The 12,694-nt window shown below is 64.0% G+C and carries 11 protein-coding genes; 4 read left to right on the top strand and 7 right to left on the bottom strand.

What is annotated here, in order from left to right; translation table 11 throughout:
* The first annotated feature begins 19 nt into the window (after window positions 1–19).
* Window positions 20–2,260 (top strand): HelD family protein, encoded by a 2,241-nt coding sequence (locus HMPREF3157_RS05885; protein WP_070435803.1) that lies wholly within the window; start codon window positions 20–22, stop codon window positions 2,258–2,260.
* Window positions 2,261–2,551: 291 nt separating this feature from the next.
* Here the strand turns inward: HMPREF3157_RS05885 and nrdR are convergent, their stop codons facing one another.
* Both nrdR and HMPREF3157_RS05875 read right to left on the bottom strand, forming a co-directional pair.
* Window positions 2,552–3,004, bottom strand: a complete 453-nt coding sequence (gene nrdR, locus HMPREF3157_RS05880) for a transcriptional regulator NrdR (RefSeq protein WP_034370179.1) — start codon at window positions 3,002–3,004, stop codon at window positions 2,552–2,554.
* Between the two features lie 48 nt (window positions 3,005–3,052).
* On the bottom strand, window positions 3,053–3,400 hold the full coding sequence (locus HMPREF3157_RS05875; protein WP_070435802.1) for a LysM peptidoglycan-binding domain-containing protein: 348 nt from the start codon (window positions 3,398–3,400) through the stop codon (window positions 3,053–3,055).
* A gap of 178 nt (window positions 3,401–3,578) precedes the next feature.
* On the opposite strand from HMPREF3157_RS05875, the gene lexA reads away from it, so the two are divergent.
* Window positions 3,579–4,247 carry a transcriptional repressor LexA gene (gene lexA, locus HMPREF3157_RS05870; protein ID WP_070435801.1) on the top strand — a complete coding sequence of 223 codons (669 nt, stop codon included), beginning with the start codon at window positions 3,579–3,581 and terminating at the stop codon, window positions 4,245–4,247.
* Here the strand turns inward: lexA and HMPREF3157_RS05865 are convergent.
* Both HMPREF3157_RS05865 and hflX read right to left on the bottom strand, forming a co-directional pair.
* The gene (locus HMPREF3157_RS05865) at window positions 4,244–6,289 is read right to left on the bottom strand and encodes an ATP-dependent DNA helicase (protein WP_070435800.1); all 2,046 of its coding nucleotides are present in this window, start codon (window positions 6,287–6,289) and stop codon (window positions 4,244–4,246) included. The two genes, lexA and HMPREF3157_RS05865, sit on opposite strands and share 4 nt — an antisense overlap.
* Complete coding sequence (hflX, locus tag HMPREF3157_RS05860) at window positions 6,286–7,710, bottom strand: GTPase HflX (protein WP_070459200.1); 1,425 nt, start codon at window positions 7,708–7,710, stop codon at window positions 6,286–6,288. The genes HMPREF3157_RS05865 and hflX overlap by 4 nt, the downstream gene beginning before the upstream one ends.
* A 221-nt stretch (window positions 7,711–7,931) precedes the next feature.
* On the opposite strand from hflX, the gene HMPREF3157_RS05855 reads away from it, so the two are divergent.
* Window positions 7,932–8,561 carry a class I SAM-dependent methyltransferase gene (locus tag HMPREF3157_RS05855; RefSeq protein WP_016663007.1) on the top strand — a complete coding sequence of 210 codons (630 nt, stop codon included), beginning with the start codon at window positions 7,932–7,934 and terminating at the stop codon, window positions 8,559–8,561.
* Window positions 8,562–8,612: 51 nt separating this feature from the next.
* On the opposite strand, the gene dapF is transcribed toward HMPREF3157_RS05855, so the two are convergent.
* Window positions 8,613–9,488 carry a diaminopimelate epimerase gene (gene dapF / locus HMPREF3157_RS05850; RefSeq protein WP_070435799.1) on the bottom strand — a complete coding sequence of 292 codons (876 nt, stop codon included), beginning with the start codon at window positions 9,486–9,488 and terminating at the stop codon, window positions 8,613–8,615.
* A 31-nt stretch (window positions 9,489–9,519) separates the two neighbouring features.
* Window positions 9,520–10,506, bottom strand: coding sequence for a tRNA (adenosine(37)-N6)-dimethylallyltransferase MiaA (gene miaA, locus HMPREF3157_RS05845; RefSeq protein ID WP_083288079.1), 987 nt, complete (start codon window positions 10,504–10,506; stop codon window positions 9,520–9,522).
* 105 nt (window positions 10,507–10,611) lie between these two features.
* On the opposite strand from miaA, the gene HMPREF3157_RS05840 reads away from it, so the two are divergent.
* Entirely contained in the window at window positions 10,612–11,082 is a 471-nt protein-coding gene (locus HMPREF3157_RS05840) for a type III secretion system chaperone family protein (protein WP_070435798.1), read from the top strand.
* 27 nt (window positions 11,083–11,109) lie between these two features.
* On the opposite strand, the gene miaB is transcribed toward HMPREF3157_RS05840, so the two are convergent.
* Complete coding sequence (gene miaB / locus HMPREF3157_RS05835) at window positions 11,110–12,660, bottom strand: tRNA (N6-isopentenyl adenosine(37)-C2)-methylthiotransferase MiaB (protein ID WP_070435797.1); 1,551 nt, start codon at window positions 12,658–12,660, stop codon at window positions 11,110–11,112.
* Between the last annotated feature and the right edge of the window lie 34 nt (window positions 12,661–12,694).

Genomic DNA, 12,694 nt, shown 5'->3' with positions numbered 1-12,694 from the left:
CATCCTGGAAGGACCCCACGTGGCTTCCTCTGACGAGCAAATCGCCCTCGAACAGCGCTACGCCGACCGAGTCTACGCACGCATCGACGAACAAATCGCGCGCCTAGAAACACAACTCACTGACGTCATCGGCGCCCAAACCGCGAGCACGCACCAAAACCGCAGCGAGCGAGACTCCTTCGCGACGTTCTACGAGGATCGGATCGGACTGCTGAGGTCCGTCTCATCGAACGCTATTTTTGGCCGGCTCGACAGGTCCGACGCCACCCGACACTACATTGGGCGCATCGGCGTGTTCACCGCTGAAGGCACCCAGCTCCTGGTCGACTGGCGCGCCCCCGCAGCCGCCGCGTTTTACCAGGCAACGCCGAGGCACCCGCAGAGCGTTCGCTTGCGTCGGCACCTCGTCACTTCGGGACGAACCGTGACCGATATCGAAGACGACGTTCTCGACGGCACGCTCCTCGACTCAGATGAGCACCATTCGAGTCTCCAGGGAGAAGGAGCACTCCTTGCGGCGGTCTCCGCGAAACGCACGGGCCGCATGGGCGATATCGTCGCGACAATCCAGGCCGAACAAGATCGCATTATCCGCCACGAAACACGCGGCGCGCTCGTTGTGCAGGGAGGCCCCGGCACCGGCAAGACTGCCGTCGCCCTCCACCGCGCGGCATACCAGCTTTATACGCACCGTAAGAGGCTCGAGCATTCGGGCGTTCTCATCGTTGCCCCCACGCGCGGCTTCCTGCGCTACATCGAGCGCGTGTTGCCCAGCCTCGGCGAAACAGGCGTCGTCACCCTCACGCCTGGCGAACTCGTTCCGGGCGTGCGGGCAGACACACACGATTGCGACGACGTCGCCCGCGTCAAAGGGTCCCTCGCGATGACGAAGGTGCTACGCCGCGCCGTCAAGGCGCGCCAGCAAGTCCCCAAGGGTCCTATCGACCTCAATATCGACGGGGTCCACATCACTCTTACTCCGGGCGATGTCCGTGCAGCACGCGCCGAAGCCCGCGCGACGGGCAGGCCGCACAACCATGCACGCACAACCTTCGTACGCGCCGCACTCGACCGCCTCGTTGAGGCCTATGTCGCCGAGCTCACGCGCCTCGAACGCCCGTGGGCAGAGGAGGACCGCGCGGATCTCCTCCACGATCTGCGAACGAACCACGACGTCAAAGTCGCCCTCAACCGGTGCTGGCTGCCATACAGCCCGCAATCCTTCGCCCGTTCATTCTTCGCGAGCATCGAGCGGCTGGTTCACGCGGCGGGCGACCACATGAGCGCGCGGGAGATCAAGCTTCTTCACCGCCCGAAGGACGCCGAGTGGACGATCGAAGACGTCGCCCTCCTCGACGAAATCGCGGAACTCCTCGGCGATGACGACACCGCCGCGCAGCGCGAGCAAAACAAGGCTCGCACCACCGAACGCTCGAACCTCGAGTACGCCGAAAAGGTGCTGTCCATGATTGATTCCGAGGGGATCGTCAGCGCCGCCGAGCTCGCCGCTCAGGTTGGGGCGCGGCGCGACAGCCGCACTCTCGCCGAGAAAGCCGCAATGGATCGCACCTGGACCTACGGCCACATTGTGGTCGACGAGGCACAAGAGCTCTCACCCATGATGTGGCGTGCACTCATGCGTCGAAACCCCACGAAGTCGTTCACGATCGTGGGCGACGTGGCGCAGACCTCCTCGGTCTCCGGCGCCGACTCGTGGGATCACGCACTTTCGCCATTTCTTGAGGATCGGGCCAGCATCGAGGAGCTCACCGTCAACTACCGCACGCCGTCGCGGATCATGCGTCACGCCTCCGCACTCGCTGCCGCACACGGCTTGCGAGTGACGGAGGTCAAGAGCGTGCGCGAAGGTGAACACGACGTCCGCTTCCGGCGCACACGTTCCGACAGGGTCATCGAGGAAGCAGTTCACGACGCACGCACGCTTGCCGACCTCACGCAGGGCCGCGTGGCGATCCTTTGCCTCGCCGAGGATCTTGATGCCCTCTTGGCGGGAGCTTCGGCCGTATTCGGCGCCTCGGCAGTGGGCCGTGGTTCGATCGGTGTGGACCGAGAAGTTTCCGTGATGACTCCGACGGATGCCAAGGGACTCGAGTTCGACGCGGTCGTCATCGTGCGCCCCGCCGAGATTCTCACGAGCCATGATCGCGGCGCTAACGATCTGTACGTCGCGCTTACGCGGCCGACTCAGGCACTCAGCGTGGTTTATTCGGGAGTTCTCCCCGCCGGATTAGGCGCGTAGGGCCCCGGCGGCTTCTGGGTTCGGGCCGAGGCATCCACTTCGGCGGAAGCATAAAAGAACCGATGGCCGCGGCTTCCCCTCCGCGACCATCGGCCAAGAAAATCATACAGTGTTTTTCGAGGGCCTCCGACCACTTTTCTCAAAATCTCTCAAGCAAAGAGATATGCCGCGAGATTTTTGCCTGCTCCGGAGGAAAGCTACGGAATCCCGGGCTAGTGGGGCCGGGGCAAGCAACGCGCATCGCCGGTCAGCCTTCGGCTCGTTCAACGCGCTCGGCAGGAGTGCTGCGCCCTACTTCTCGCCCTCGGTTCGTAGTTCCTCGATGGCCGACTCAAAATCCTCGAGGCAGTCGAATCCGCGATAGACGCTCGCGAAACGAAGGTAGGCGACGAGGTCCAGTTCTTTGAGCGGCTGCAGAATCGCGAGGCCTACGTCATGGGCGTCGATCTCCGACACGCCCTTGAGACGAATCGCCTCCTCCACGCGCTGCGCGAGGACCGCGAGTTGATCGTCAGTCACTGGTCTCCCCTGGCATGCTTTACGCACCCCAGAAATCACCTTGGACCGAGAGAACGGTTCACTCACGCCAGAGCGCTTATGGACCGCGAGCGACGCTGATTCCGTAGTCGAGAATCGCTTATTGCACGCAGGGCACTGCCGGCGGCGGCGGATTGTCATGCCGTCGTCGGCTGTACGCGAGTCCACGACGCGCGAATCTTCATTCCTACAAAATGGGCAGTGCACCCCGCGATTCTACCAGGGCGCCCCATTCATACTCCGAGGCCCTACCCGCTAGAGCGTGGGCAGCGCGAGCTCCTGACCCGGGTGAATCACGGTGCCATCGAGACCGTTGACGTCCTGGACAAGCATGAGATAGTCGCGAACATCGGTGCCGGCAGGCGCGTTAGCCGAGACAATGCTCCAGAGGCTCTGCCCCTCCTCGACCTGGACGGTCGTGTACGACACGGCGCCCTCCACACCCGCGACCGCCGCGGGCGAGAAAAAGACAACGCCGGCGACGATTGCCGAAGCAGCGAGCACGAGCGCAATGAGCGAGGCCACGACGATGCGGCCGCGGCGAGTAAGACGAAGGCGAACATTCTTTCGAACCGGCTGAGTGCTACACGTAGAAGTAGTCATTTTTAGAATCCTTGTTCGATTGACGACATGACGAGCGTACGATCATCTGTTCGAAAAAGTCAAGACACTTTCGAACACATGTTTGGAACAAGCGTTCTGTTCCGGTACCTTTGAGGTACGCCTCCACTAGACAACGGGGGTGAGACATTTAAACTCGCCCCACCGAAAGGACCGGCGCATGGCACCCACAGCTCACGGCTCTTCAGCTGGCGCCCCCGCCCTCACCGAACGCCAACAACGCATCCTTGAGACGATCGCCCGTTCCATCCGCGCAAACGGTTACGCACCCACGATGCGTGAAATCGGCGAAGCAGTGGGCCTACAGTCACCGTCGTCGGTCTCCCACCAACTCTCGGAGCTCGAGCGCAAGGGATACATTCGCAAAGATCCGAAACGCCCCCGCACTCTCTGGCTCGTGGAAGCAGACGAGGAAGGCGAGCCGCTCCCGAGCGAATTCGAAGCGCCCGGCTCCCCCGCCGTCAACGTCCCGCTCGTGGGCACAATCGCGGCTGGCGTGCCGATCACCGCTGAGGAACAGGTAGAAGATGTTTTCGCGCTCCCCTCGCAGCTCGTGGGCGATGGCGAGCTCTTCCTGCTCAAGGTTCAAGGTGATTCGATGATCGATGCCGCCATTTGCGACGGCGACTGGGTCGTCGTCCGCCAGCAGAAGGTCGCAGAAAAAGGCGAGATTGTCGCGGCCATGATCGATGGCGAGGCAACAGTGAAGACCTTCGCACGAAGCGACGGGCACGTGTGGCTCATGCCCCACAACCCTGCCTTCACGCCGATCCTGGGCGATGAAGCCGAAATCCTCGGCAAAGTTGTGGCGGTTCTCCGCGCGGTCTAGAGACTATCTGGATGCGGCGGCGCAGCGAGCTCTGTGCGCAGCCGCTCGAGTGCGGCAAGCGCCACGGCGCTATCCCGCGTCGTCCACAGCGGAGGAATTGCCTGGCGAATCACGCCCCCATAGGACTTCGTCGCGAGCCTCGAATCCAGCACCGCCACCATCCCACGGTCGCTCTCGGCACGGATAAGTCGCCCGGCTCCCTGCGCCATGCTGAGTGCCGCCTGTCGAACGGCGACCTCGTAGAAACCGTTGCGCCCGAGTCGCGCGTATTTCTCTTGTCTCGCTGAAGCGAGCGGATCATCGGGCCGTGGGAATGGGATCCTGTCGATGAGCACAAGGCGGCAGGCCTCGCCGGCGACGTCAATGCCCTGCCAGAACGTTCGCGTCCCGAACAGACAGGTGTCGCGGCTCTGCCGGAATCGCGAGGTGAGCGCCGCGTTCGAATCCTCTCCCTGTAGGAGCACCGTGCGCCCGGTCATCCGTCGTACATACTCCGCTGCCTCCTCGGCCGCTCGGCGGGAAGAGAAGAGCCCGAGCGCTCCTCCTCCGGCGGCGTCAATGAGTTCGACGATGTGGTCGAGTGTCGCGCTCGAGATACCCTCGCGGCCCGGAGCAGGAAGATGCGAGGCGACATAGAGGATCCCTTGCTGGGCGTACGCGAAGGGAGAGCCTACATCGAGGGCCGACCACCACTCGCGCACAGCATCCTCGCTTCGAGTGGCACCAACGTCGCTTTCAGGCTCGGCATACTTGTCAGCGCGAAGCCCGAAAGAGAACGCGGCGCTTTCAAAACGGCCGCCGAACGTGAGCGTCGCCGAGGTAAAAATCGATGTGCGTTCATCGAGGATCCGGGTTTTTACGAGGCCAGCGACGCTGAGTGGAGCGACGTCGATAAATGTTCGCCCGAGGGCCTCGCTGTGATTGAGGTAGACGACATCGTCCTCGTGGGGCGCGAGCAATCTCTCGCACACGTCGATGATTTCTTGCAGCTTTGCACGCACGGATGTGCGCGCCCCCGCGCTCGTCGCGTCGGAGCTATCGCCGGCATTTTTTGCTTCCGCGCGCGCCGACTCAGCTTCGGCGCGGATAGCCGCGAGAGTGTCGCGAAGCCGGGCTTCGAGTTCGCCACGCACCCTCCCGTCGGGGAGCGGGGCGAGAGCTTCCTGGAGGGCGCTTCCCGCATCGTCAAGTTCGAGTGCGTTCACGCCGAGGCTTCTCAGCTCCCGAACGGCACCGCGAATCGTGCCCTGATGCAGCGATTCGGTCACCGAGGACGTCACGCGGTCAACAAACTCGTGGGCTTCGTCGATGACTACGACATCGTGCTCGGGGATGATCCCGTGCCCGTCGAAGGCGTCAATAGCGTAGAGCGCATGGTTTGTCACGATGACGTCGGCCTCGCGCGCGAGTGCGCGATTGCGTTCCGCGAAGCATTCGTCGTGGAATGGGCAGGAAGAGCCAATGCACTGGGAGCCGGTCACGGAAACCTGGCGCCACGCTCGGTCCGATACCGGGGTGTCGAGATCGTCGCGGTCACCCGTATCTGTCGACTGCGCCCACTCGCGCAGCCTCTGCACCTGCGCACCTAGGCGTTCGGAATCGTGCTTAACTCCCGTGACCGAAGCCTCGGCGAAAAGCGAACCTTCCTCGAGTTCATCGGGATAGCCGCCCTCCAGCTTGTGGAGGCACACGTAGTTGCCGCGCCCCTTAAGGAGGCTGAAGCTCGGAACACGCTCGAGTTTCGTCCCGAGGGCTTCAACAATGCGAGGGAGGTCCTTGGCGACGATCTGGCTTTGCAATGCGAGCGTCGCGGTCGTGATGACGACGGGGGTTCCGCGTTCAATCGCGCGTTTGAGGGCGGGAACGAGGTACGCGAGAGACTTGCCCGTGCCCGTCCCTGCCTGCACAAGGAGGTGGCGGCGCAGCTCGATGCTTCGCTCGATGGCGCCAGCCATGGCCCGCTGCCCCGGGCGATCTGCGCCGCCGACTGCGGCGACCGCTGTCGCGAGTAGCTGGTCGAGGTCCGTGCCTGATGCGTTCACTGGCGCGCGGCGGCGAGTTCGGAAGCGAGAGTCTCATCGACGCGTGCCACGAGGCGCGTGCCCTCAGCGAGGAATTCCTCGCTCACGAGCTCGCCCTGAGTGTGCACGCGCGAGACGAGGTCGCCGCGCGTATAGGGCACGACGACATCGATGTCGACCGAGGGCCGCGGGAGCATGTCGGCGATGAGTGCACGCAACTCCTCAATGCCGTCACCCGTGCGGGCCGACACGACGGCCGCGTGCTCCACTTGCGAGCGCAGGCGCGCGATCGTTTCGGGACTCGCGAGATCCGCTTTGTTCAGAGCCACGATTTCAGGCACGTCGAAGCCTTCAATATCAGCGAGAACGGCGCGTACGGCGCGAATCTGCCCCTCGGGATCGGGGTGGGAGGCATCGACGACGTGCAGGAGGAGGTCCGCCCCGGCGACTTCCTCGAGGGTGGAGCGGAAGGCCTCCACGAGCTCGGTGGGAAGGGAGCGCACGAATCCGACGGTATCCGCAAACGTGAATTCGCGACCGTCGGGCGTCACTGACCTGCGCACGGTTGGGTCGAGTGTCGCAAACAGGGCGTTTTCAACGAGGACGCCGGCACCCGTCAGGCGGTTAAGCAGGGAGGACTTCCCGGCGTTTGTGTATCCGGCGATCGCAACAGAGGGAACGTTGTGGCGTTTGCGGTCGGCGCGCTTGGCCTCGCGCGAGGGGGCCATCGCCTTGATGTCGCGCCTGAGCTTAGCCATGCGCGTGCGGATGCGGCGGCGGTCTAGTTCGATTTTCGTTTCGCCGGGGCCGCGGGAACCGATCCCGGCGCCACCGGCAACGCGGCCACCGGCCTGGCGCGACATCGACTCGCCCCAACCGCGCAAGCGCGGCAGGAGGTACTCGAGCTGCGCAAGCTCGACCTGGGCCTTACCTTCGCGGGATTTTGCGTGCTGGGCAAAGATGTCGAGGATGAGGGCCGTACGATCGATGACCTTGACCTTGATAATGTCCTCGAGCGCGCGGCGCTGCGAAGGGGCAAGCTGGCCGTCGCAGATCACGGTGTCAGCTCGAAGGTCGGCCACAATCTCGGCGAGTTCTTTCGCCTTGCCCGAGCCGAGGAAGGTGGCGGGATCGGGGTGGGCACGGCGCTGCATGACGCCGTCGAGAACGCGTGAGCCCGCAGTCTCGGCAAGCGCTGCGAGCTCGCGCATCGAGTTTTCTGCGTCTTCGACGTTGCCGGTCGTGAAAAGCCCCGCGAGCACGACGTTCTCAAGTCGAAGCTCGCGGTATTCAACCTCGGTGACGTCTTCGAGGTCGGTGCGCAGTTGATCGACGCGGCGCAGAGAGTGGCGCTCGGCGAGATCGAGTTGGTCGCCGTCGGCATCACTCTCATACGTTGTCGCCGAGATCGAGGCGTCGCCGCGTGAGAGGACGCGCTGCATAATCGAGGATTCGCGGGCGTCGCTTCCCGCATTCTCGGGCTCCGTTGCCTGCGGTGCTGCGTGTGATGTCTCGAATTCGGGATCGGGGACGAAGGGTGTCAAGTGCGCCTTTACTCCAGGTTCTCTCAAGTGGGGGCCTCGCGTGAGGTCTGCGTATAAGTGTGTCACGTCCGAACCCGTTGCGGGAGCTTTTCGCGTTCTGCGCCACTACACTCCTTGCTGTGACAAGCGACGCCCATTACTTCTCTCCCGCGCCCGGTACGGACCTGGAGCGCCGCGACCTGCGCGTGCACCTCGCTGGTGCCGAACGGAGCCTCGTGAGCGCGAAGGGTCTGTTCAGTTTCGATGGGCTCGACAAGGCAACCGCAATACTCCTCGACCATGCGGAGTTGTTCGCACCGCTCGCACCTAAAAGCGAGGTTCTCGATATTGGCTGCGGCTGGGGCCCGATTGCACTGAGCCTCGCGCTTACCCAACCGGACTGCCACGTCACGGCGATTGATGTCAATCCACACGCACGTGCCATCACGCGCGAGAACGCCGCACGGCTCGGCCTGTCAAACGTCACTGTCGCCGCGCCAGACGAGATTCCCGAGAGTGCCCGCTTCGATGCGCTCTGGTCGAATCCGCCGATCCGTATCGGCAAGAGTGAACTGCACACTGTGCTTACGCGGTGGATCGGCCAGCTCCGCGGGACGGGTACGGCCGCGATGGTCGTCGGGAAAAATCTAGGCGCCGATTCGCTCGCCACGTGGCTCGCGGGCCAATTCCCCACCCGGCCGGTCGAGAAGGTCCATTCCTCGAAAGGGTTCCGCTTGCTCGGCGTAGGCCCGGAGCGCCCAGAAGTTTAGAATCGCTCGCGCATGGGGAGGCGTCGGAATTCCGACGCCCGCCTAGCCTTCCTACTTCCCTCGCTCGCGCGCTGGCCCGCCGCAGGTGAGCTCACCGAGTTCGGCCGGGCCCGTGAGAGTCATGCGCCCGTAGGGGTCCCAACCAATTTCGAGGCGCCCGCCGCGCACATCGACGCGCCACGGCTCGCGCGTGTCGTCCCCACGTGCCTCAGCGAGAGCGGCAACCACGGCAGTCGCGCCGGTTCCGCACGAGAGGGTCTCCCCCACCCCTCGCTCGAAAACCCGCATGGCGACGTGTCGCTCGCCGCGGATCTCCACAAACTCAATGTTCGTGCCATTTTCGGGCTCGGGTTCAAGCTCGGGGCGTTCGGTGAGGTCAAGCTCGTCTAGGCTGAGGTTTTCGGGTAGCTCCACGACAGTGTGGGGGTTGCCCACGTTCACGTCAGTGCCTTCGAGGAAGCGGTCGGCAACGCGGACGATCCTCGTGACACCTTCAAGTTCTGCGGCCCCCATGCCCACGCGCACCTGCCACTGTGGGCCTTCCTCAAGGATCTCGACCGTGCGTACACCCGCGCGAGTCATGACGTCGAACACCCGATCCTCTACGTAACCGCGGTCAGCGAGAAACGCTGCGTAGGCCCGAACGCCGTTGCCGCACATTTGCGCAATCGTGCCATCAGCATTGCGATAGTCCATAAACCACTCGGGGACCGTGTCGAACCCCTGGCTTGCCGGATCACCGAGGCATCGCGTGCGAATCGCGCGGATCACCCCGTCCACTCCCGTGGGGCCCGCGAGCTCACGCACGCGTGCGCTGTTGAGCTCGCCTCGACCCGCAGGATCGTCGATCATCACAAAATCGTTTTTGGTGGCGCTCGCGTAGCTTAGAGCCTTGCGCGCGTTGGGGCATGAAGATGCAGTGGCCATGGCTCGATCATAGGCACGCGCGCGGCGGACCTCACACCTCAGCGTTTGACGGGCACCTAGCGGCGTGCGCAATCTCGCGCTCAATCACGGCGAGCGCTTCGTCGGAATCCTCCCCCGGCACCCACGTGAGCCGCGTATCTCGCCTGAACCACGTGTCCTGCTTGCGCACGAGACGGCGGGTATTGGTGATCGTCGACTCGATCGCTTGCTCGAGACTCCAGTGGCCCCGCACGTGCTTGATCATTTGGGCGTAGCCGATCGCCTGGCGCGCCGTCACCCCGCGCTCAAGGCCCGCATCGAGCAGCCCCTCGACCTCGTCGCGAAACCCGGCTTCGACCATGCGATGCACGCGCTCCTCGACACGCTCGTGGAGCGTGTCCCGGTCGAGCTTCACGGCGACGTACGCGATCGCCGGATCGTGGAACGTGTAGGTCGGCAGGAACGCGGAGAACGGCTTCCCCGTTAGGCGGTGCACCTCGAGCGCTCGCACGATTCGACGCTCGTCCCGCGGCGCAATTTTCGCGGCCGCATCGGGATCTGCTGCGGCGAGCTGGGCGTGGGCGGCTCCGGTGCCGATCACTCGCACGTGAGCCTCGATCTCCTCGCGCACGGCGGGGTCCGACGGCGGAAAAGCCATCACGTCGGTAAACGCCCGCACGTAGAGTCCCGAGCCTCCAACGACAACCGGAATCTTGCCCCTTTCGCGGATCTCGCTCGCAATCCGGCGTGCATCCGCCTGGAACGTCGCGACGCTCGCCTCTTCGGTGACGTCAAGAATATCGAGGAGGTGATGGGGAACACCGCGGCGCTCGCTCGGGGTCACCTTGGCAGTCCCCACATCCATTCCGCGGTAAAACTGGAGAGCGTCAGCGTTGATCACTTCGCCTCCGAAACGGCGAGCAGCCTCGATCGCGAGGGCGCTCTTGCCCGTTGCAGTCGCGCCCGCAATCACGACAAGCGGCGGCACCTGTCCGGCGCCACCGTCGTGGCCCCCACCACCGTTCACCGCATGTGCCACGTGAACTCCCTTCGATCTCACCACTGCTCGTTCGCGCACCGAGCCGAAAGCCGCTAGCGTGGACTTCACGCAGCCACCGACCCGGACACCACAGAAAGGCAGCCGATGCCCAACGGCCACTCACACGAAGCCGCACTCGCAGGCGAAGAACTCAGCATCGAACGTCTCAAGGAGTCCCTCGGGCGGCTCGGCTATGCCTTCGTCGAGGATGACGACACCCCCACCGTGTTGCGTGCGCGCTTTGACCACTATCCTTTCACGTTCGCAGTCGCCGGCGAGCACTCCCACATCCTCGTCGTCCGGGGACGCTGGGACGAGCTTCTCGCCGTGCAGCAGAAACTCGAAGCGACGCGCCTTTGCAACCACTGGAACATGGAACGCATGTGGCCAAAAGCGTACGTGCGCCGCGAGAACGACTCGGTACTCGGCGTGTACGGCGAGCTGGTCTTCGACTATTTCTACGGGGTTAGCGACGACGCGATCGACCGCGCCATCACGTGCGCGCTATCAACGACGGTAGCGTTCTTCGCGAGCCTCTCGACGCAGGTGAGCGACCAGGGCGACGTCACCGTCTGAGCGCGTGCCCTCACCGCCCGATTCGGCCTAGCGCTCCGGGCGCCTGAGGCTCGGAAGGCCGAGGCTCACGGGCCCACCGGGACCGGGCGTGCCGCACAAGGTTGCGTCTTCAAAGCCGTTCACCCGACGCTCCCACGCGTCGCCCGAGCGGGTGCGACGCACCTCGAATTCGCCGCCCTCGGCACCCGAGTCGGCGATCAAGTAGAACGGCGCGGCTTTGGTCACGCGAGCACGGACGACATCACCGGGACGAGGGCGGTCCGCCTCCGCATACCCTTCGGGCAGAGCAACGTGCACGAGCCGGCCGTCCTCGGCGCGGCCAGAGATGCGGTGCGTTTCGGAGTCTCGATCACCCTCGCCTTCGGCGATGAGCACGTTGACCTCTGCTCCGACCTTCTTCGCATTTTCTTCGGCCGCAATGCGATCCTGAAGCGCGACGAGCCTCTCGAATCGCTCCTGGACGACTGCCTTCGGGATCTGATCGTCCATTTCGGCGGCCGGAGTGCCCGGGCGCGGCGAGTACTGGAACATGAAGGCGCTCGAGAAACGCGAAGCCTCGACGACATCGAGGGTCTTTTGGAAGTCCTCTTCCGTTTCACCGGGAAAGCCGACGATGATGTCGGTCGTGATTGCTGCGTGCGGGATTTTCTCGCGCACCTTTTCGAGGATCCCGAGGAATTTCTTGGAGCGGTACGAGCGGCGCATCGCCTTGAGAACAGCGTCGCTGCCCGATTGGAGCGGCATATGCAGTTGCGGCATCACGTTGGGTGTTTCCGCCATCGCGTCAATGACGTCATCGGTAAACATCGCGGGGTGCGGCGACGTGAATCGCACGCGCTCGAGCCCCTCGATTTCGCCACACGCGCGCAAGAGCTTGGCAAACGCGCCCCGGTCGCCGAACTCCACTCCGTAGGAGTTCACGTTTTGGCCAAGGAGAGTCACTTCAAGAGCTCCCTGGTTCACGAGTTCCTGAACCTCGGCGAGAATCTCGCCGGGGCGACGGTCCTTCTCCTTCCCTCGGAGGGAAGGAACGATGCAGAACGTGCACGTGTTGTTGCAGCCGACTGAAATCGATACCCAACCCGCGTACGCGCTTTCGCGCTTTGTCGGGAGAGTCGAGGGGAACACCTCGAGCGACTCAAGGATTTCCACCTGGGCCTCTTGTTGAACGCGAGCGCGGTCAAGAAGAACAGGGAGGGAACCGATGTTGTGAGTACCGAACACGACGTCGACCCAGGGTGCACGCTCAGTAATGGTGGCGCGATCCTTTTGGGCCAGGCACCCGCCGACGGCAATCTGCAAATTGGGGTTGGCATCTTTCGCAGGGCGGAGCTGGCCGAGGTTACCGTAGAGCCGGTTGTCGGCGTTTTCGCGCACGGCGCACGTGTTGAAGACGATGACATCGACGTCGCCGTTCAACGGGTCGGCGCCGTCGGCGGCCGGCGTATAGCCTGCCTGCTCTAAGAGGCCCGTGAGGCGCTCAGAGTCGTGGACGTTCATTTGGCAGCCGAACGTGCGCACTTGGTAGGTGCCGCGTGCCGGCGCGTCATTGTCGTTCAGGATCGCTGTTTCGCTCATGGTGTTTCAAGGATACGTAGCCCCGTGGGTTCGG

It is taken from the genome of Dermabacter sp. HMSC06F07, assembly GCF_001807345.1.
Classification (GTDB): Bacteria; Actinomycetota; Actinomycetes; order Actinomycetales; family Dermabacteraceae; genus Dermabacter; species Dermabacter hominis.
Note: the sequence above shows the minus strand (reverse complement) of the source record. Positions and strands in the feature narration are given on the sequence as shown.

What these genes read in the sequence shown, in the direction of transcription:
- HMPREF3157_RS05875 (WP_070435802.1), bottom strand. Translation starts at nt 3,400, where the DNA reads ATGACTACTTCTACGTGTAGCACTCAGCCGGTTCGAAAGAATGTTCGC.
- lexA (WP_070435801.1), top strand. Translation starts at nt 3,579, where the DNA reads ATGGCACCCACAGCTCACGGCTCTTCAGCTGGCGCCCCCGCCCTCACC.
- hflX (WP_070459200.1), bottom strand. Translation starts at nt 7,710, where the DNA reads ATGCAGCGCGTCCTCTCACGCGGCGACGCCTCGATCTCGGCGACAACG.
- dapF (WP_070435799.1), bottom strand. Translation starts at nt 9,488, where the DNA reads ATGGCCACTGCATCTTCATGCCCCAACGCGCGCAAGGCTCTAAGCTAC.
- HMPREF3157_RS05840 (WP_070435798.1), top strand. Translation starts at nt 10,612, where the DNA reads ATGCCCAACGGCCACTCACACGAAGCCGCACTCGCAGGCGAAGAACTC.
- miaB (WP_070435797.1), bottom strand. Translation starts at nt 12,660, where the DNA reads ATGAGCGAAACAGCGATCCTGAACGACAATGACGCGCCGGCACGCGGC.